General features: G+C 69.8%; 13 protein-coding genes. 9 read left to right on the top strand and 4 right to left on the bottom strand.

The window, feature by feature from the left end; genetic code table 11:
• Positions 1-93: 93 nt before the first annotated feature.
• From ACFC0G_RS05405 to ACFC0G_RS05425, 5 genes are all read left to right on the top strand, one after another.
• A complete protein-coding gene (locus ACFC0G_RS05405; RefSeq protein ID WP_376397577.1) occupies positions 94-681 on the top strand; it encodes an SseB family protein in 588 nt (195 codons plus the stop codon).
• Positions 678-1,325 (top strand): hypothetical protein, encoded by a 648-nt coding sequence (locus ACFC0G_RS05410; protein WP_376397580.1) that lies wholly within the window; start codon positions 678-680, stop codon positions 1,323-1,325. Before ACFC0G_RS05405 ends, ACFC0G_RS05410 begins: the two co-directional genes overlap by 4 nt.
• Positions 1,325-5,977, top strand: a complete 4,653-nt coding sequence (locus tag ACFC0G_RS05415) for a putative T7SS-secreted protein (protein WP_376397583.1) — start codon at positions 1,325-1,327, stop codon at positions 5,975-5,977. The genes ACFC0G_RS05410 and ACFC0G_RS05415 overlap by 1 nt, the downstream gene beginning before the upstream one ends.
• On the top strand, positions 5,974-6,336 hold the full coding sequence (locus ACFC0G_RS05420; protein WP_376397585.1) for a DUF6086 family protein: 363 nt from the start codon (positions 5,974-5,976) through the stop codon (positions 6,334-6,336). The genes ACFC0G_RS05415 and ACFC0G_RS05420 overlap by 4 nt, the downstream gene beginning before the upstream one ends.
• 680 nt (positions 6,337-7,016) lie before the next feature.
• Entirely contained in the window at positions 7,017-7,550 is a 534-nt protein-coding gene (locus ACFC0G_RS05425) for an SMI1/KNR4 family protein (protein WP_376397588.1), read from the top strand.
• Positions 7,551-7,877: 327 nt separating this feature from the next.
• Here the strand turns inward: ACFC0G_RS05425 and aspS are convergent, their stop codons facing one another.
• Positions 7,878-9,704, bottom strand: a complete 1,827-nt coding sequence (gene aspS / locus ACFC0G_RS05430; RefSeq protein ID WP_376397590.1) for an aspartate--tRNA ligase — start codon at positions 9,702-9,704, stop codon at positions 7,878-7,880.
• A gap of 185 nt (positions 9,705-9,889) precedes the next feature.
• On the opposite strand from aspS, the gene ACFC0G_RS05435 reads away from it, so the two are divergent.
• Together ACFC0G_RS05435 and ACFC0G_RS05440 are read left to right on the top strand one after the other, a co-directional pair.
• Positions 9,890-12,007, top strand: a complete 2,118-nt coding sequence (locus tag ACFC0G_RS05435) for a SpoIIE family protein phosphatase (RefSeq protein WP_376397593.1) — start codon at positions 9,890-9,892, stop codon at positions 12,005-12,007.
• A gap of 192 nt (positions 12,008-12,199) precedes the next feature.
• Positions 12,200-13,015: an MBL fold metallo-hydrolase gene (locus tag ACFC0G_RS05440; protein ID WP_376397596.1), complete on the top strand. Its 816-nt coding sequence runs from the start codon at positions 12,200-12,202 to the stop codon at positions 13,013-13,015.
• On the opposite strand, the gene ACFC0G_RS05445 is transcribed toward ACFC0G_RS05440, so the two are convergent.
• The 3 genes from ACFC0G_RS05445 to ACFC0G_RS05455 form a co-directional block, all read right to left on the bottom strand.
• Positions 13,012-14,118 (bottom strand): AI-2E family transporter, encoded by a 1,107-nt coding sequence (locus ACFC0G_RS05445; protein WP_376397599.1) that lies wholly within the window; start codon positions 14,116-14,118, stop codon positions 13,012-13,014. The genes ACFC0G_RS05440 and ACFC0G_RS05445 overlap by 4 nt on opposite strands.
• A gap of 82 nt (positions 14,119-14,200) precedes the next feature.
• On the bottom strand, positions 14,201-15,163 hold the full coding sequence (locus tag ACFC0G_RS05450) for a pirin family protein (RefSeq protein WP_376397602.1): 963 nt from the start codon (positions 15,161-15,163) through the stop codon (positions 14,201-14,203).
• A gap of 122 nt (positions 15,164-15,285) precedes the next feature.
• Positions 15,286-15,738, bottom strand: coding sequence for an SseB family protein (locus ACFC0G_RS05455; RefSeq protein WP_317597074.1), 453 nt, complete (start codon positions 15,736-15,738; stop codon positions 15,286-15,288).
• A gap of 144 nt (positions 15,739-15,882) precedes the next feature.
• Between ACFC0G_RS05455 and ACFC0G_RS05460 the strand changes: the two genes are divergently transcribed.
• Complete coding sequence (locus ACFC0G_RS05460) at positions 15,883-17,712, top strand: acyl-CoA dehydrogenase (RefSeq protein WP_376397605.1); 1,830 nt, start codon at positions 15,883-15,885, stop codon at positions 17,710-17,712.
• Between the two features lie 395 nt (positions 17,713-18,107).
• Positions 18,108-19,415 (top strand): M18 family aminopeptidase, encoded by a 1,308-nt coding sequence (locus ACFC0G_RS05465; RefSeq protein WP_376397608.1) that lies wholly within the window; start codon positions 18,108-18,110, stop codon positions 19,413-19,415.
• The last annotated feature ends 58 nt before the right edge of the window (positions 19,416-19,473 follow it).

Here is a 19,473-nt window from a genome sequence, read left to right on the forward strand (position 1 = left end):
CGCCGTCCCGAGGCTCGACGCCGACGGCCCGACCTGACGGGCTCGGGTCTTTGTTCGTTGCTCGTGTGAATGGGCGCGTGGCACGCTGCGTGAGTGACGGAGAACGGAGACGGCATACCGGAGCCTCGACAGGTTGCGAGGCTGGCGGATTTGGCGGACGGATCGGCACCGGCGGCAGCCGGGCGGGCACCCGAGGCGGCCGTACAGGAACCGGAGGGGGCGGCTCTCGCGGGAGGCCCGGGCGCGCGGGCCGTGCCGGAGCCGGAGCCGGAGCCCCGGCCCAAGGCGGCCGGCGAAGAGGAAACGGCGGCGCGGCGAGAATTCGCGCGTTTGCTCGGCGAATTCCGGCGTACGGCCGTGCTCGTGCCGTTCGACGACTCCGGGAGCCTGTGGAGCGCGGACTTCAACGGAGTCCGGTGGATCTGCGCGTTCTCGGACGAGGAGGCGCTGGCGCGGTTCGCGGTCGCGCGGGGAGAAGCGGCGCGGGAGTGGACGTACCAGACCGTTCTGGGTGCGCGGCTGCTGGACGTGATGGTGCCGATGCTGCCCGGGCCGGGCGGGGTCGCCCTCGACGCGGGCAGTGCGGACGGGGCGCTGTTTCCGCCGGTGGCGGGGATCGTCCCGGACGAGGTGGCGGTGGATCTCGGAGGGACAGGGGATAGGGGAGCGGGGGCACGATGAGCGGGAATGAGCCGGATCTCGCGGCGCCGGCGGCGGCGCTGGCGGCGATAGCGAAGGGCATCGACCTGGCCCATGCCGAGCTGAAGGAGCTCGGCTTCGTCGGTCAGGCGTCGACGGGCCGCGGGTTCTCCGATCTGGCCCTGTCCGGGCTTGAGCTGGGGCATGGCGGCCTGACGGCGGAGTTCGAGACGTTCTGCGAACGGTGGGAGTGGGGCGTCCGCGCGCTGACCCAGCAGGGGAACGGGTTCGCGCAGGCGGTGGGCCTGTCCGCGGGGTCGTTCGCGGAGCAGGAGCAGTACATCAAGGACTCGATCAAGATCGGCGTGAACTCCCTCAACGGGAACCCGCACCTGTCCGAGGACGAGGTCAAGGAGATGCGCTGGGACACGGTCCGTGACCAGCACATGTGGGACGGCGCGGACTGGAGCCCGGAGTCGTTCAGCGACGCCCACGACGAGGTCAAGCAGAACTGGAAGAACACCGCGTACGACGTCGAGGACTCCATGCTCGACGGGCTGGAACGCTCCGGTGCGATGGGCCCGGAGCGGCGGGACGAGGCGGACCGGAGGCTGAGGGACCTGCTCGATCCCGACCAGGCGACCATCGACCAGGCCGAACAGCCGCGTTGGGGGGAGAACCGCTGATGGTGGACTGGGGCGGGCTGGTCGACAAGGGGATCGACAAGGTCGGTGACGGCATCGACAAGGCCAAGGAGGGCCTGGGCGAGGGCGTCGACTATGTGACCGACAAGGCCGGTCAGGGCCTGGAGAGCCTGGGCGCGCGGGACTGGGCGGACGCCGTCGAGGACTGGGGCGACCGGACCGCGTCCTCCCTCGGCGCGGAGGTCGGGGAGCAGCAGCTCGGGCAGACCGAGGACGCCGACGAACTCGTCCACGGCAAGCCGGAGAAGATCGCCGCGGCGGTGAAGAACCTGCGGGACTTCCAGCGGGCGTTCGACCTGGTCGGCGGCGGGATGAGGAAACTGGACGCCGGTCACTGGAAGGGCGAGGCCGCCGACGCGTTCCGGGAGGAGTTCCACACCCTGCCGACGGACTGGCTGCACGCGGCGGACGCGATGGAGAACGCGGCCAAGGCGCTGGAGACGTACTCCAAGGCGATCGTGAGCGCGCAGGGCAAAGCGCGTGAGGCGATCGCGCTGTACAAGGAGGGCGACCAGGACTCCACGTCGGCCGTCGACGCGTACAACAAGAAGGTCGACGCCTACAACGCGGCCCGCACCGGGGACAGTCCGCTGCCCGACCCCGGGACCTTCACCGACCCCGGCCAGGCCAAGCGGCAGCGTGCCCGGGAGGTCCTGAACGACGCGCGGAAGGCACGCAACGAGGCCGCGGAGACCGCGAAGGCGGCCGTCAGTGCGGCGCTGGCACACGCGCCGAAGGTGCCGACGGGCCGCGACAGGGCGGCGCTTGAGCTGGCGGACTACAACATGGGCCAGAGCATCGAGCTGGCCCACTTCGGCGGTGGTGTCGTCAAGGGCACGGCGGGGCTGCTCAACTTCGTGCGCGCGGTGAACCCGGTGGACCCGTACAACCTGACCCACCCGGCCGAGTACTACAAGGGCGTCAACATGACGCTCGCCGGCCTGACGTCCACGCTGGCGAACCCGGACAGGGCGCTGAAGAACGCCTGGGACGCGGTGAAGGGCGACCCGTCGGAGTTCCTCGGCCGGCTGCTCCCCGAGCTGATCGGCACGAAGGGCGCGGGGGTGGTGCGGGGAGGCCTGCGCGCCGGCCTGAGGAACGGCACCAAGCACCTGCCCGAGGGGAAGAAGCCGGACGGGACGAAGCCGGACGGCAGCCGCGCGGACCAGGAGAAGAACCCGCCCAGCACCTGCAAGACGGGCAAGGAGACGCGGTGCGAGCGGGATCCCATCGACATCGCCACGGGTCGGATGCTGCTGCCACAGACCGACATCGCCCTGCCCGGCTCGCTGCCTCTCGTCTTCCGCCGCGGCTTCGACTCCTCGCGCCGCTCGGGCGGCTGGTTCGGCCGGGCGTGGTCGTCGACGGTGGACCAGCGGCTGGAGATCGACTCGGAAGGCATCGTCTTCAGCTGCGACGAGGGCAGCCTCCTCGCCTATCCCCATCCCGCCCCCGGGGTGCCGGTCATGCCCACCCACGGCCGGCGGTGGCCACTGGACCGGGTCGAGGACGGCTACACGATCACCGACCCCGACACCCGCAAGGTCTGGCACTTCACCGACCACGGCGACGGGCTCGCGCTCCTGGCCCAGATCGACGACCGCAACGGCCGCTGGATCACCTTCGAGTACGACGAGTCGGGCGCCCCGACGTCGATCGTCCACCACGGCGGCTACCACCTGAAGCTCACCACGGACGGGGGCCGCGTCACCGCCCTCCACCTCGCGGGTGGGGCGGCGGACGGCTCCGACCAGGAGATCCTGCGCTACGGCTACACGGACGGCCACCTGACGGAGGTCACCGGTTCCTCGGGCCGCCCCGTCCGCTTCGACTGCGACGAACACGGCCGCATCACCTCGTGGACCGACACCAACGGAAGCCGCTTCGACTACGTCTACGACGACCAGGACCGCTGCACGTACCAGTCAGGCACGAACGGACACCTGGAAACCACCTTCACCTGGGACGACGTCGACCCGGCGACCGGACTCCGCGTCACGACCCTCACCGACGGCCTGGGGCACACCCAGCGGTACCTGATCAATGACCTTTCCCAGGTGGTCGCCGAGATCGACGCGCTGGGCGCGGTCACCCGCTTCGCGTACGACCGCCACAACCGCCTGCTGTCACGGACGGACCCCCTGGGCCACGTCAGCCGCTCCACCTACGACGAACACGGCCGCATGACGGTCCTGGAACGCCCGGACGGCCGGCAGACGCGAGCCGAATACGACGCCAACGGCTTCCCGACACGCATCACCGGCACCGACGGCAACACCACCCACCAGACCTTCGACGAACGCGGCAACCGCACGTCGGTGACGGCCCCGTCGGGAGCCCGCACGGAGTTCACGTACGACGAGTGGGGCCGACTCACGTCGATGACGGACGCACTCGGCGCCACGACGCGACTGGTCCTGGACGATCGCGGCCTACCCACCGAGATCACCGACCCACTGGGATCCACGACCCGCTACGAACACGACGCGTTCGGCCGTACGGTCCGGATCACCGACCCTCTGGGCGCGACGACCCGTCTGGAGTGGACGGTCGAGGGCCGCCCGTCCCGGCGCACCGCGCCCGACGGCACGGTGGAGTCCTGGACGTACGACGGCGAGGGCAACTGCCTCAGCCACACGGACGGCCTGGGCGGCACGACCCGCTTCACGTACACCGACTTCGACCTCCTGACATCCCGCACGGGCCCGGACGGAGTCCGGTACGCCTTCGCCCACGACACGAACCTGCGACTGACGCGGGTGACCGACCCGCAGGGTCTGACCTGGGACTACGCCTATGACCCGGCGGGCCGACTGGTCACGGAGACGGACTTCGACGACCGGCCGCTGAGCTATGAGTACGACGCGGCGGGCGGTCTGACGTCCCGCGCGAACGGGCTCGGCCAGACGATCCGCTTCGACCGCGACAGCCTGGGCCGTATCGTCCGCAAGGACGCCGAAGGGGCACTCACCGCCTACGAGTACGACGTCTTCGACCAACTGGCGACGGCGACGAGCCCGGACGCGACGCTGGAACGCCTCCGGGACCGCTACGGCCGTCTCGTCTCCGAGACGGTCAACGGCCGCACGCTCTCCTTCACCCACGACACGGTGGGGCGGCGAACGGGCCGGACGACGCCGGGCGGTTCGACGAGCTCGTGGTCGTACGACGCGGCGGGCCGTCGAACGGAACTGACGAGCTCGGGCCGGACGCTGGCCTTCACCCACGACGCCCTAGGCCGCGAAACGACCTGCCATATAGGCGACTTCGCGGCCGTGACCTCGTCGTTCGACCCGATGGGCCGCCTCGCGGCGCAGCAGGTCACGGGCGGCTCGGGTCACAGGCTCCAGCACCGCGCGTACACGTACCGCGCCGACGGCGGCCTGGTCGGCATCACCGACGAACTCTCCGGCGCCCGCAGCTTCGACCTGGACGCGACGGGCCGCGTCACGGCGGTCCACGCCCGCGACTGGACGGAGCAGTACGCCTACGACGAGGCCGGCAACCAAACACAAGCGTCCTGGCCGTCCACGCACCCGTCCCACTCGGCGACGGGCACACGTGCCTACCAGGGCACCCGGATCTCCCACGCGGGATCCGTCCGCTACGAACACGACGCCCAGGGCCGGACCGTCCTGCGCCAGAAGACCCGCCTCTCCCGCAAACCGGACACGTGGCGCTACGAGTGGGACGCGGAGGACCGCCTCACGGCGGTAACGACACCGGATGGCACGGTCTGGCGGTACGCGTACGACCCCCTGGGCCGCCGTATATCCAAGCAATCCCCGCTGGAGACAGTCCACTTCACCTGGGACGGCACGACCCTCTGCGAACAGACGACGGCCGATATCACCCTCACCTGGGACCACACGGGCCTACGCCCCCTGACCCAGACGGAACGCCGCACGGGCCCGGACTCCACCGACGAACGCTTCTTCGCCATCGTCACCGACCTCATCGGCACGCCGACGGAACTCATCGACGAATCAGGCGACTTGGCCTGGCGAACCCGTCCATCGCTCTGGGGAACGACGACGTGGAACCGGAACGCCACGGCGTACACCCCACTCCGCTTCCCTGGCCAGTATTTCGACCCGGAATCGGGCCTCCACTACAACTACTTCCGGTACTACGACCCGGAGTCAGCGCGGTACCTGAGCCAGGATCCACTGGGGCTGGCGCCGTCTCCGAACCCGGCTACGTACGTTCACAACCCGCACACGTGGAGAGACCCTCTGGGGCTGGCGCCGTGCCCGGAGGACGGAGCTTCCAATCGCCAGCGTCCACCGGTGAACGGGGACACGAACTATATTGTCGACAATCCATCGAATTGGTCGGACACTATCACCGACATCGACAGGATAGAAAACGGGACGCTCTGGGAGGAGAAAACAGCAACGGGGCAAAATCCTCACATGAGGATCGAACCCTGGATCGATAAACACGTCAACAAAAAGCTGGACTCGTACATCCGGGCCCGGTCACACCTGGAAGGATGGGAGGACTCTCCGATTGGCCTACACTTCACCGAACCAGGTGCTACGCCCACGTTCAAGGCTGCCGTGGAATCTGCCGTCGAGGCGTGGCGCCAAAGGAACCCCGAGGTAGAAGCAGTGGTGAGGTGGACCGAGTGAGTTGCTTCTTTCGACTGAACGAGCAGGACGTATGGAATCCGTCGAACAGCGTCGCCAGACTTTTCCTGTCCACAGCGAACGGAATCGGTGAGGAATTCTCCCGGAACCCCGGGCTGGGAAGGATCATCGATGACGAATGCGAAGTGGACGCGAACGAGTTCTCCGTGTTCACAACAGAGCTGCTCGCCCGATACGAAAGATCCAACAATCAGCCACTCAAGGCACTGCTCGAAGGCGTCATCGCCATCGGCCTCGTCATGCTGGATCGTGCGGGTTACCGAATCGACACGACCGTAGAACTCGACGATACGTGGCTACTAAGACGTGAAAACTTCGCGCAATCGATGCCGCGCGGGTAATTACTGCTTTCCCGCAGCCGTACAGGAGGTTCTGGCGGTCTGGTGCCCCAAGGCGCGAACGGGGTTGGGTGGTGGTCCAACCTTGAGCGCGTCGAGCCGTCGGCCGGGGCAGCACTCACCTGGACGCCGCGACAATTCGCCGCATCGAAGCAGGGTGCCGGGCCGTGGGCACGGAGCACACCTTCGACGCCCCGCCTGCGTCCGTCGCCCCCGGCACGTCGGCGGTGGTACAGCGCCGGCCCACCGAGACCGGCCTCGCCGGCCTTGCGCCTCCTGCGATTCTGTACACCCCAGACCTGCAAGGAGCCGTGCTGTTCCCCGAGCCGGGATACACACTGATCGCCGGCACTGAGGCGCCCCTGACCGGCGCAGTGGCTGAAGGAATCGATGCGACACGCGCACAATTCGGACGCTACGCACGACAAATGAAGAAGAGGTGGGCTCATCTCCAGGAGGTCGCCACCGCCTACCCGCCTGATGTCACTGCTCAGCACCTTTAGCCAGGGAACATGCACTGCTGCTGAATTCGCCGACGGATGGCGGGAAGCCCGGAGGGCCGCAGAGAGCCCGCCGACCTGACGGACAGTGAGCTGCGGGAGAGGATCCAAAGCATCGTCACATCGGCCTGAAGTCATTCTCGTTGTTCGGACCCATTGGCCCTCAGGGAAAGGAACCCCGCCGTGAGCAACGCCCTGGCCCGTCTCCTCGAGTTCGCCCCAGCGCGTGGTGAGCCCCGACAGAAGGGTTGGGGCGATGTCGAGCGCAGCCTGGGTGTCGAGCTTCCCTCCGACTACAAGGAGCTCATCCACCTCTACGGAGGAAGCAACTGGGACGACTACCTGTACGTACTCGAACCCGGCTGCCCCAACCGGAACTACGACCTCATCGAATGGGCGGAGCACCAGGCCGAAGACCTGGAAGCCCTTTGGGAATTCGAGGAGAAGCCGACGGAACTGGAGGCCGAGGGGTCCCGAGTCATCCCATGGGCGACCACGGACAACGGAGAATGCCTCTACTGGCTTGTTCGACCCGACCTTGACCCGGACCAATGGACCGTCATGGTGAACGAGGCGCGCGGCGACCGATGGGAGCATTTCTCTGCATCCTGCACACAGTTCCTCGCTTCCTCTCTTGATGGAGAGCTGCAGTCGAGCATCCTCTCTTCCTCCTTCCCTCGCACCCCGCATGAATTCCGCCGACTCCGCGCAGTGTGACGGCGCGGCGCTCTGTCGGCTCCAAGGCTCCGGCGGAATCGGACGTGCCTCGTTGGAGAGCCTTGAGCAGTCCTTGGAGAAGCCCGGGGTGAGGTCCTGTTCGCCGCAGTGCTGGGAGCAGGTGCGTGACCTCGCTGTCGGGCACATGCAACGCTCCGAACTCCTCGCCGAGGTCAGGCTCCGATGGGGCGGTCTGGCCCTGGCCGCAATCTCGGGGAAGTACGAAGACGGGCTGTCGCACATGGCCATGGCCGAAGCGTCCCGCGTGCGTGCTCATGACGAAGGGCCCGGGACCGTCGTGCGGTCCCGGGCCCTTCGTCAGGGTGACTAGCGCGCCGCGTCCGGGTGGACCGCGTCCGTGACCGGGCGGGTTTCGGAGGGCTTTTCCGTCGCCTTCTCCACCGGCTTGCGGAGCTGGATGTTCAGCTCGCGCAGGCGGGACTCGTCCAGCTCGGTCGGGGCGCCCATCAGGAGGTCCTGGGCGTTGCCGTTGAGCGGGAAGGCGATCGTCTCGCGGATGTTGGGCTCGTCCGCGAGGAGCATGACGATGCGGTCGACGCCGGGGGCGATGCCGCCGTGCGGCGGGGCGCCGTACTCGAAGGCGCGGAGCATGCCCGCGAACTCGTGCTCGACCGTCTCGCGCGAGTAGCCCGCGATCTCGAAGGCCTTGAACATGATCTCGGGCTCGTGGTTCCGGATCGCGCCCGAGGACAGCTCGATGCCGTTGCAGACGATGTCGTACTGCCAGCCGAGGACGTCCAGCGGGTCCTGGGTCTCCAGGGCCTCGATGCCGCCCTGCGGCATGGAGAACGGGTTGTGCGAGAAGTCGATCTTGCCGGTCTCCTCGTCCCGCTCGTACATCGGGAAGTCCACGATCCACGCGAAGCGGAAGACGTTCTCCTCGAACTGGCCGGCGCGCTTGGCGGCCTCGACCCGGACCGGGCCCATGATCTTGGAGACCTCGTCGAACTCGCCCGCGCCGAAGAAGATCGCGTGGCCCGGCTCCAGGCCGAGGCGCTCGGTGAGGACCTTGACGTTCTCCTCGGTGAGGAACTTGGCGATCGGGCCGGTGAGGGCGTTGCCCTCGCCGACGCGGACCCAGGCCAGGCCCTTCGCGCCGAGGGAGACCGCGAAGTCGCCCAGCGCGTCGAAGAACTTGCGGGGCTGGTCGCCCGTGTTCGGCACGGCGAGCGCGCGGACGTGCTTGCCGGCGAAGGCCTTGAACTCCGAGGCCTCGAAGACGTCGGAGATGTCGACGAGTTCGAGGGCGGTGCGCAGGTCGGGCTTGTCGTTGCCGTACTTGAGCATCGACTCGCGGAACGGGATGCGGGGGAACGGGGACGTGACGTGACGCCCGCCGCCGAACTCCTCGAAGATCTCCGTCATCAGCTTCTCGATCGGCTGGAAGACGTCTTCCTGCTCGACGAAGCTCATCTCGACGTCGAGCTGGTAGAACTCGCCCGGCGAACGGTCGGCGCGGGCGTCCTCGTCGCGGAAGCAGGGCGCGATCTGGAAGTAGCGGTCGAAGCCGGAGATCATGAGCAGCTGCTTGAACTGCTGGGGCGCCTGCGGCAGCGCGTAGAACTTGCCCGGGTTCAGACGGGACGGGACGACGAAGTCGCGGGCGCCCTCGGGGGAGGTCGCGGCGAGAATCGGGGTCGCCATCTCGTTGAAGCCGAGGGCCACCATCTTCGAACGGATGGAGGCGATGACGGCGGAGCGCAGCATGATGTTGCGGTGCATGCGCTCGCGGCGCAGGTCGAGGAAGCGGTACTCCAGGCGCCGCTCCTCGTTCACGCCGTCGTCGGTGTTGACGGTGAAGGGGATCTGCTTGGCCGCGCCCAGGACCTCGACCTCGACGGCCTCGATCTCGATCTCGCCGGAGGGCAGCTCCGGGTTGACGTTCTCCGCGCCACGCGAGACGACCTTGCCGTCGACGCGGACGACGGTCTCCTTCGTCAGCTTGTCGAGGACCTCGGCCGCGGCGGTGCCGGGGCGGGCGACGAGCTGCGTGATGCCGTAGTGGTCGCGCAGATCGATGAAGAGGATGCCGCCCAGGTCGCGCCGATTGTGCAGCCAGCCGCTCAGCCGGACGTCGGTGCCGACGTCAGAGGCGCGGAGCTCGCCGCAGGTGTGGGACCTGTACCGATGCATCGTCGTTCATCCAGTCTTCGGGATCGGGATCTTGGGATGGGGCGCCGTCGTCGCACGCCCGTCACTTACGGGACGCAAGTCACAGGAACACGCCGACAGACGCACCCAGGGTACCGGCCGCCCCATGATCCCTTTTCGAATACTCTCAGTGGCGACCTGCTGTCCGATATTCATAAAGTAGGGCAATGCGCACCGAGGACGTCCTGGCCGCGATCGCGACCGGCCTGTGGCGCTGGGACAACGCGTCCGGGATCGTCTCGCTCGACGCCGAGGCGGCCCGGCTGCTCGGGCTGCCCGCCGCATCGGTGCAGCTCACCGAGGCGGCCGTACGCTCGCGATTTCACCCGGTCGACTGGAACGAGATCGACGGGGTCGTCAATCTGGCCGTCGCCGAGGGCACCCTCGCCGAGGCCCGGCTGCGGATCATGGACGAGCACGGCCGGGTGATCCGTACCGTACGGAGCAGGTCCAAGCCCCTCATCGAGGGCAACGACTACCAGCTCGTCGGCACCCTCCAGGAAGTCGCCGAGCAGCAGCCCGGCACCGCCGCGCACACCCCGATCACCGGCGACTGGCGCCGCTCCCGCGAGGCCTTCCTCCTCGACGCGGGACGGGCCCTCGCGGAGGCCCGCTCGACGGCCGAGGTGCTGCGGGTGGCGGCCTCCCTGTCGATGCCCGGCTTCTCGCCGGACGGGCTCGCCGTCTTCGGCGTGGCCGGCGACCGGCTGACCGTCATCGGCCACCACGGGCACAGCCAGGGCGACGAGGGGCCGTTCTCGTCGATGGCGCTCGACACCGACTACCCGGCGGCTGCCGTCGTACGGACCGGGCGCGCGATCTATCTGCCGACGCCGGAGGAGTACCTGCGCCGGTACCCCACCACCTGGCCGCTCGCCCAGCGCTTCGGCCGCCGCTCCTGGGCGTTCGTGCCGCTCGTCGTCGCCGGGCGCACGATGGGCGCCTGGATGGCCGCCTTCAAGCACCCGGTCGCCTTCACGCCCGACGAGCGCTCGGTGCTCACGACGGTCGCGCGGATGCTCGCGCAGGCCCTCGCGCGCGCCGGGGTGGCCGAGTCGGAGCGCGAGCTGTCGCTCGGCCTCCAGCGGACGATGATGCCGGTCCTCGGCCCCGGCATCCCCGGCATCCAGGTCGCCGCCCGGTACGTGCCGACCGGCGGCGGGCTCCAGGTCGGCGGCGACTGGTACGACATGATCCGGCTGCCCGGCGGCACCACCCGCGCCGGCGGGCGCGGCGCCGGGCGCATCGCCCTCGTCATCGGCGACGTCCAGGGCCACGACGTGCGGGCCGCGGGCCTGATGGGGCAGCTGCGGATCGCCCTGCGCGCGTACGCCTCCGAGGGCCACCGGCCGGACGCGGTGCTGTCGCGCGCCTCGCGCTTCCTGTACGGGATCACGGACGGGGACGACGGGGAGAACGTCGGCCCGCGCTTCGCGACCTGCCTCTACCTGGAGGTCGACCTGGAGACGGGCACGGTCGACATCGCCCGGGCCGGGCATCCGGACCCGGCCGTACGGATGAACGACGGAACGGTTCTCCTCAGGCCCACGGCCGGCGGCCTGCCCCTCGGCATCGACCCCGACACCGACTACCCCACGACCCGGCTCACCCTGGAACCCGGCGAGACCCTGATGATCTGCACCGACGGCCTCCTGGAGACCGGCGGGCACGACCTGGACACCGGCTGGGAGCGGGTCAGGACGCTCCTGGAGTCCCACGACGGCGAGGACCTGGAGCAGCTCGCCGACACCCTCGTCGAGGCCGTCCACGGCCCCGGCTCGCACCACACGACGGGCCCGCTCGCCGACCGCCGCGAGGACGACATCGCGGTCCTGCTGCTCTCCCGCCGGCCCGGGGGCGCGCTGCCGGAGGCCCCGCGCCGGACCCTGATGACCATCGCCCAGGCGGAGCCGGAGCGGATCGCCGAGGCGCGCGAGCAGCTGCGCCAGCTCCTGCACGACTGGAAGGACGAGGACCAGCTCGACTCGGCCGTGCTCATGGTCTCGGAGATGGTCACCAACGTCCTCGTCCACACGGACGGCGACGCGCTCCTGGTCGCCGAGGTCGCCTGCGGCGAGGAGTCGCGGCGGCTGCGCGTCGAGGTCTCCGACCAGAGCGACGAGCTGCCGCACAAGCGGCACCCGGGCGAGATGGCGTCGAGCGGCCGCGGGCTGCTCCTGATGGAGATGCTGGCGGACGCGTGGGGCTTCGACCCGCGGGGCGAGGGCAAGTCGATCTGGTTCGAGCTGAACGAGCCGCCGTCGGGGCAGGGCTGCTGCGGGTAGGTCGGCTCTGGGCCCTGCCCGCTGTGGGCCGTACGGCGCACGCGGCTCCCTCGTACGGCGCGCGTGGCTCCCTCGTACGGCGCACGCGGCCCCCTCGTACGGCCCGCGCGGCCCCCTCGTACGCCGCGCGCGGCCCCCTCGTACGGCGCAGACTGGTGTAGTACGGCCGCCGGGGGGACCACGGAGCGTGCCATGGACATCCACAAGGTCGGCAGTGACACCACCGTGCTGGCCGACAGCCTCGAAGCACCGGGGGTCGGCCACATCCCCGTCAACGCCTTCGTCCTCACCGCCGCCGAACCGGTCGTCGTCGACACCGGTCTCTCCGTCGCGGACCGTGACTTCGTCGCGGCGCTCGGCGGGATCATGGACCCGGCGGACGTGCGCTGGATCTGGCTCACCCACCCCGACCGCGACCACACGGGCGGGATCTTCGACCTGCTCGACTCGGCCCCGGACGCGCGTGTGGTCACGACCTTCGTCGGCTTCGGCATCATGATGACCGAGCGGGCCCTGCCCATGGACCGGGTGTACTTCCTCAACCCGGGCGAGTCCCTCGACGTCGGCGACCGCACCCTGCACGCCTTCCGGCCGCCGCTCTTCGACAACCCCGCGACCGTCGGCTTCTACGACGACCGGACCCGGATCTGCTTCAGCTCCGACTGCTTCGGCGGCCCGATGCCGAGCGTCGAGATCGCCGAGAGCGGGCACGCGGGCGACCTGAAGCCGGAGGAGCTGCGGCGGGCGCAGCTGCTGTGGGCGACGCTCGACAGCCCGTGGGTGCACCTCGTGGACGCGGAGAAGTACCGGGCGACGATCGCGCCGCTGCGGGAGATGAACCCGGAGATCGTGCTGTGCACGCATCTGCCGCCGGCCGTGCGGATGACCGGCCGGATGCTGGAGACGATCGCGATGGCCCCGGACTCCGACCCGTTCGTGGGGCCCGACCAGGCGGCCCTCGAGCAGATGCTGGCCTCGTTCGAGCCGGGCGGGATGGCGGCCGCTTAGGGCCTGTCCGGCGGATCAGGGTCGGATACGCCCTGAGGGCTGCTCTCCTCGGGCGCCTCGCGGGGCGCCCCGTACCGCGCGCGCAGTTCGCCGAGGACCCCGGTCGCGGCGGCGGTCAGCGGTACGGCGAGGAGCATGCCCAGGATGCCCGCGACGGACGCGCCCGCCGTGATCGCGAGCATGACGGCGGCCGGGTGCATCTGCACGGTCTTGCTCTGCACGAAGGGCTGGAGGACGTTCCCCTCCAGGACCTGGACGGCGAGGACGATGCCGAGCACCCACAGCGCGATGACGAAGCCCCGGTCGGCGAGGGCGACGAGGACGGCGACGGCGCCGGAGAGGAAGGCGCCGAGGTACGGGATGTAGGCGGTGACGAAGACGAGCGCGGCGAGTCCCACCGCGCCGGGCACGGAGAGGACGAGCAGTCCGGCGCCGATGATGACGGCGTCGACGAGGGCGACGAAGGTCGTGCCGCGCATGTATCCCTCGACGGCCTCGAAGGCCCGTCGGGCCATGGCCTCGACGGTGTCGCCGGTGGCGCGGGGGGCGAGGGAGCGCAGGGCGCCGGCGGCCCGGTCGGAGTCCTTCAGGAAGAAGAAGATGAGGAGCAGGGCGAGGACGGCGGTGGCGAGCATCTGGGCGACGACGCTGAGCCCGCTGATCACCCCGGAGGCGGCGGTGCCGCCGAACTGCTTGAGGAGGCCCTCGGCGTTCTTGGCGAGGTCGTCGAGGGAGGTCCCGGCGGCGCCGAGGTGCTGCGCGATGTCGGCGGCGGCCTGCCGCAGCGAGGCGATGATCTGGTCGCCGGTGTCGATGAGCGCGAGGACGACGATGTACGTGGCTCCGCCGACCACCGCGACGACGGCGACGACGGTGAGTCCGGCGGCGAGCGACTTCCGCACCTTCATGCGCAGGAGCCGCCGGTAGAGCGGCCCGAGGAGCGCGGTGCCGAGGATCGCGAGCAGGACGGGGGTGACGGCCGTCTGGAAGACGACGCACAGCCAGATCCCGATGGCGAAGACCCCCGCGGCGAGCAGCAGGACGACACACCAGGCGGCGAAGCGACGGGCGGGTTCGGGGAGGAGCGCTCGGGTCGTCTGCACCCGTCCACCGGACCACGCCCGTCGGCGTGTCGTCGCGCGCTGACGGCCGTACGGGTGACGGCCCGTCAACACGGGCTGTGTACTACTCCCCCATGCCGTGGACGGCCGGGATCGTGCCGAGCCGGCCCGCCTGGAAGTCCTCGAAGGCCTGGCGGAGTTCGGCCTGGGTGTTCATGACGAACGGGCCGTAGTGCGCCATGGGCTCGCGGATCGGCTGCCCGCCCAGGAGCACGACCTCCAGGTCCGGCGTGTGGCCGTCCTGCTTCTCGTCCGCGCGGACCGTGAGCGCGCCGCCCTTGCCGAAGACGGCGGTCTGGCCCGTGTGGACGGGCCGGCGCTCGGCGCCGACGGTGCCGCGGCCGGCGAGGACGTACGCGAGGCCGTTGAAGTCCTCGCGCCACGGCAGGCTGATCTCGGCGCCGGGCCGCAGGGTGGCGTGGATCATCGTGATCGGGGTGTGGGTGATGCCGGGGCCGTCGTGGCCGTCGAGCTCGCCCGCGATGACGCGGAGCAGCGCGCCGCCGTCGGGGGAGGTGAGCAGCTGGACCTGGCCGCCGCGGATGTCCTGGTAGCGGGGGGCCATCATCTTGTCGGCCGCGGGGAGGTTCACCCAGAGCTGGAGGCCGTGGAAGAGTCCGCCGCTGACGACGAGGGACTCCGGCGGGGCCTCGATGTGGAGCAAGCCGCTACCTGCTGTCATCCACTGGGTGTCGCCGTTGGTGATGGTGCCGCCGCCGCCGTTGGAGTCCTGGTGGTCGAAGATCCCGTCGATGATGTAGGTGACGGTCTCGAAGCCGCGATGGGGGTGCCAGGGCGTGCCCTTGGGCTCGCCGGGGGCGTACTCCACCTCGCCCATCTGGTCCATCATGATGAACGGGTCGAGGTACTGGTAGTTGATCCCGGCGAACGCGCGGCGCACCGGGAATCCCTCGCCCTCGAAGCCGGACGGGGCCGTGGTCACGGCGAGCACGGGGCGGGACGCGGCGTCGGCCGGGGCGCCGACGCGCGGCAGGGTGAGCGGGTTCTCGACAGTCACTGCGGGCATGACCGGACCTCCTAGGTGCGACCTTGTACGTCCACTTTAGTTGAACGCTGAACTTTCTGCCACCAGGAACGCGGAACGCCCGGGAGGAATTCCTCCCGGGCGCCCCATGGGTCAAGAATCGGTCAGCCGTACATCCGGCGCATCGCGTAGTCGACCATCTGCTCGACGGCCTTGGCGTCGAAGACCATGCGGTGGTCGCCCTCCATGTCGAGGACGAAGCCGTAGCCGGTGGGCAGCAGGTCGATCACCTCGGCGCCGGTGATGACGAAGTACTTCGACTCCTTGCCCGCGTACCGCCGCAGCTCCTTGAGCGTGGTGAACATCGGGATCACCGGCTGCTGGGTGTTGTGCAGGGCCAGGAAGCCGGGGTTGTCGCCGCGCGGGCAGTAGACCTTCGACGTCGCGAAGATCTGCTGGAAGTCCTCGGGGGCGAGGGTGCCGGTCGTGAAGGCGCGTACGGCGTCGGCGAGAGACGGAGGCGAGGGCTCCGGATAGAGCGGAGGCTGCTGCGCGTACCCCTGCTGCGGCGGGGCGTACTGCTGCTGGGCACCCGGATTCTGGTCGTAGCCGTACATGGGCCCTGAGCCTACTGCGTCACAGATGGCCCGGAAGGGGTTGCTCTTATTACCGGTGGGTAGCATCATCGGAGAGAGCGTGTTGCTACTCGCTGGTACGTGTACGAGGAACCTGCCTCCCCGAGCCTTAACGGAGCCGTCGCCATGGGGCACTACAAGTCGAATCTCCGCGACATCGAGTTCAACCTCTTCGAGGTCCTCGGCCGCGACAAGGTGTACGGAACCGGTCCGTTCGAGGAGATGGACGTCGAGACCGCCAAGAGCATCCTCGACGAGATCCGCCGCCTCGCCGAGAACGAGCTCGCGGAGTCCTTCACCGACGCCGACCGCAACCCGCCGGTCTTCGACCCGGAGACCAACACCGCCCCCGTCCCGGCCTCCTTCAAGAAGTCCTACAAGGCCTTCATGGACTCCGAGTACTGGCGCCTCGGCATCCCCGAGGGCATCGGCGGCACCACTGCCCCGCGCTCCCTCGTCTGGGCCTACGCCGAACTGCTCCTCGGCTCGAACCCGGCCATCTGGATGTACTCCTCCGGCCCGGCCTTCGCCGGCGTCCTCTACAACGAGGGCAACGAGGCGCAGAAGAAGGTCGCCCAGATCGCGGTCGAGAAGCGCTGGGGCTCCACCATGGTCCTCACCGAGCCCGACGCCGGCTCCGACGTCGGCGCCGGCCGCACCAAGGCCGTCCAGCAGGAGGACGGCTCCTGGCACATCGAGGGCGTGAAGCGCTTCATCACCTCCGGCGAGCACGACATGGAGGAGAACATCCTCCACTACGTCCTCGCCCGCCCCGAGGGTGCCGGCCCCGGCACCAAGGGCCTCTCCCTCTTCCTCGTCCCGAAGTACGAGTTCGACTGGGAGACCGGCGAGCTCGGCGCCCGCAACGGCGTCTACGCGACGAACGTCGAGCACAAGATGGGCCTCAAGGCCTCCAACACGTGCGAGATGACCTTCGGCGACCAGCACCCCGCCAAGGGCTGGCTCATCGGCGACAAGCACGAGGGCATCCGCCAGATGTTCCTCATCATCGAGTTCGCCCGCATGATGGTCGGCACGAAGGCGATCTCCACCCTCTCCACGGGCTACCTCAACGCCCTGGAGTACGCCAAGGAGCGCGTCCAGGGCACCGACCTGGCCAACTTCATGGACAAGGCCGCGCCCAAGGTCACCATCACGCACCACCCCGACGTCCGCCGCTCGCTGATGACGCAGAAGGCGTACGCCGAGGGCATGCGCACCCTCGTCCTCTACACGGCCTCCGTGCAGGACGAGATCGCGATCAAGGAAGCGGCCGGCGAGGACGTCAAGGCGCTCCACGGCCTGAACGACCTGCTGCTCCCGATCGTGAAGGGCTACGGCTCCGAGAAGGGCTACGAGCAGCTCGCGCAGTCGCTCCAGACCTTCGGCGGCTCCGGCTTCCTCCAGGAGTACCCGATCGAGCAGTACATCCGGGACGCCAAGATCGACACCCTCTACGAGGGCACCACGGCCATCCAGGGCCAGGACTTCTTCTTCCGGAAGATCGTCCGCGACCAGGGCGCGTCCCTGAACGCCCTCTCCGAGGAGATCAAGAAGTTCCTCGCGGTCGGCACCGGCGGCGAGGAGCTGGCCGGCGCCCGCGACGCGCTCGCCAAGGCCGCGGTCGACCTCGAAGGCATCGTCGGCACGATGATCACCGACCTCACCGCCACCGGCGAGGACGTCAAGAACATCTACAAGGTCGGCCTCAACACCACCCGCCTGCTGCTCGCCTCCGGCGACGTCGTCGTCGGCTACCTGCTGCTGCGCGGTGCGGCCGTCGCCGCCGAGAAGCTGGCCGCGGGCGCCACCGGCAAGGATGTCGCCTTCTACCAGGGCAAGATCGCGGCCGCGAAGTTCTTCGCCGCCAACGTCCTGCCGGGCGTCTCGGCCGAGCGCGCGCTCGCCGAGGCCGTCGAGGGCTCGCTCATGGACCTGGACGAGGCCGCGTTCTAGGACGCCCCTCGCCCATACCGGCACGGCCCGTCCCCGGGGAGGGGGGCGGGCCGTGCTGTATTTCTTCGGGCTCGGTTCGCCTCCGGGGCGCTCAAGCCGGGCTCACGGTCCCGACCGTGCTCGACCCCTCCTTCGTCGGGGCCTCCGCGCGCTCGGGGCCGTTCCCCCGGCCGCGCCCCTTCGGCTCACTCGCCGGTCCCGGTGGCCCGGCTCCGCCCCGCCCCACCCCGACGGCCCGGCTCCATCCCGGACCCGCCTCACCCCGACGGCCCGGCTCCACCGGCCCCGCCTCACCCCGGCTCGGCTCCACCGGCCCGGCTCCACCGGCCCCGCCTTCCCGCGTCCTTGCTCCGGGGTCCCGTATCCGCATTCCGGTCCCTGGCTAAGGTGAACCCATGAGCAGCGCAGCCTCCCGCCCGACAGCCGGCCCCTTCGACCGCGGTCACACCGATGACCTCATGTCCTTCCTGACGGCCTCCCCGTCGGCGTACCACGCGGTGGCCAGTGCCGCCGAACGCCTGGAGAAGGCCGGTTTCCGGCGCGTCGAGGAGACCGCCGAGTGGGACGGAACGAGCGGCGGGAAGTACGTGACCCGCGGCGGCGCGATCATCGCCTGGTACGTGCCCGAGGGCGCCGCCGCCCACACCCCGTACCGCATCGTCGGCGCCCACACCGACTCCCCCAACCTGCGCGTCAAGCCCCGCCCCGACATGGGCGCCCAGGGCTGGCGCCAGGTCGCCGTCGAGATCTACGGCGGGACCCTCCTCAACACCTGGCTCGACCGCGACCTCGGCCTCGCCGGCCGCCTCACCCTCCGCGACGGCAGCCACCACCTCGTCAACGTCGACCGGCCGCTGCTGCGCGTCCCGCAGCTCGCCATCCACCTGGACCGCGGGGCCAACGACGGCCTCAAGCTGGAGCGCCAGCGCCACATGCAGCCCATCTGGGGCATCGGCGAGGTCCACGAGGGCGACCTGATCTCCTTCGTCGCCGCCGAGGCCGGCGTCGACGCCGAGGACGTCACGGGCTGGGACCTCATGGTCCACCCCGTCGAAGCCCCGGCCTACCTCGGCCGCGACCTCGAACTCCTCGCCGGACCGCGCATGGACAACCTCCTGTCCGTCCACGCCTCCGTCGCCGCGCTCGCCTCCCTCGCGGGCCGCGACGACCTCCCGTACATCCCGGTCCTCGCCGCCTTCGACCACGAGGAGAACGGCTCCGAGGCCGACACCGGCGCCCAGGGCCCGCTCCTCGGCAACGTCCTGGAGCGCTCGGTCTACGCCCGCGGCGGCTCCTACGAGGACCGCGCCCGCGCCTTCGCCGGCACCGTCTGCCTCTCCTCCGACACCGGCCACGCCGTCCACCCCAACTACGCGGAGCGCCACGACCCGACGCACCACCCGCGCGTCAACGGCGGCCCGATCCTCAAGGTGAACGTCAACCAGCGGTACGCCACCGACGGCAGCGGCCGGGCCGTCTTCGCCGCCGCCTGCGAGAAGGCGGGCGTGCCCTGGCAGTCGTTCGTCTCCAACAACGACATGCCCTGCGGCACGACGATCGGCCCGATCACCGCCGCCCGCCACGGCATCAAGACCGTCGACATCGGCGTCGCGATCCTCTCCATGCACAGCGCCCGCGAACTCTGCGGCGCCGACGACCCGTACCTCCTCGCGAACGCACTGGTCGCCTTCCTGGAGGGCTGAGCCCGTCCCGGAAGCCGAGCGAAACATCGGCGAAAGCCCCCGCTCGGCAGGCTCGTCC

The sequence above is a fragment of the Streptomyces sp. NPDC056169 genome (assembly GCF_042268445.1).
Lineage (GTDB): Bacteria > Actinomycetota > Actinomycetes > Streptomycetales > Streptomycetaceae > Streptomyces.

Bases quoted from the DNA above. Each gene is read 5' to 3' on its own strand.
- ACFC0G_RS05440 (WP_376397596.1), top strand. From the start codon at position 12,200: ATGGACATCCACAAGGTCGGCAGTGACACCACCGTGCTGGCCGACAGC.
- ACFC0G_RS05465 (WP_376397608.1), top strand. From the start codon at position 18,108: ATGAGCAGCGCAGCCTCCCGCCCGACAGCCGGCCCCTTCGACCGCGGT.
- ACFC0G_RS05410 (WP_376397580.1), top strand. From the start codon at position 678: ATGAGCGGGAATGAGCCGGATCTCGCGGCGCCGGCGGCGGCGCTGGCG.
- ACFC0G_RS05455 (WP_317597074.1), bottom strand. From the start codon at position 15,738: ATGTACGGCTACGACCAGAATCCGGGTGCCCAGCAGCAGTACGCCCCG.
- ACFC0G_RS05415 (WP_376397583.1), top strand. From the start codon at position 1,325: ATGGTGGACTGGGGCGGGCTGGTCGACAAGGGGATCGACAAGGTCGGT.
- ACFC0G_RS05460 (WP_376397605.1), top strand. From the start codon at position 15,883: ATGGGGCACTACAAGTCGAATCTCCGCGACATCGAGTTCAACCTCTTC.
- ACFC0G_RS05435 (WP_376397593.1), top strand. From the start codon at position 9,890: ATGCGCACCGAGGACGTCCTGGCCGCGATCGCGACCGGCCTGTGGCGC.
- aspS (WP_376397590.1), bottom strand. From the start codon at position 9,704: ATGCATCGGTACAGGTCCCACACCTGCGGCGAGCTCCGCGCCTCTGAC.
- ACFC0G_RS05450 (WP_376397602.1), bottom strand. From the start codon at position 15,163: ATGCCCGCAGTGACTGTCGAGAACCCGCTCACCCTGCCGCGCGTCGGC.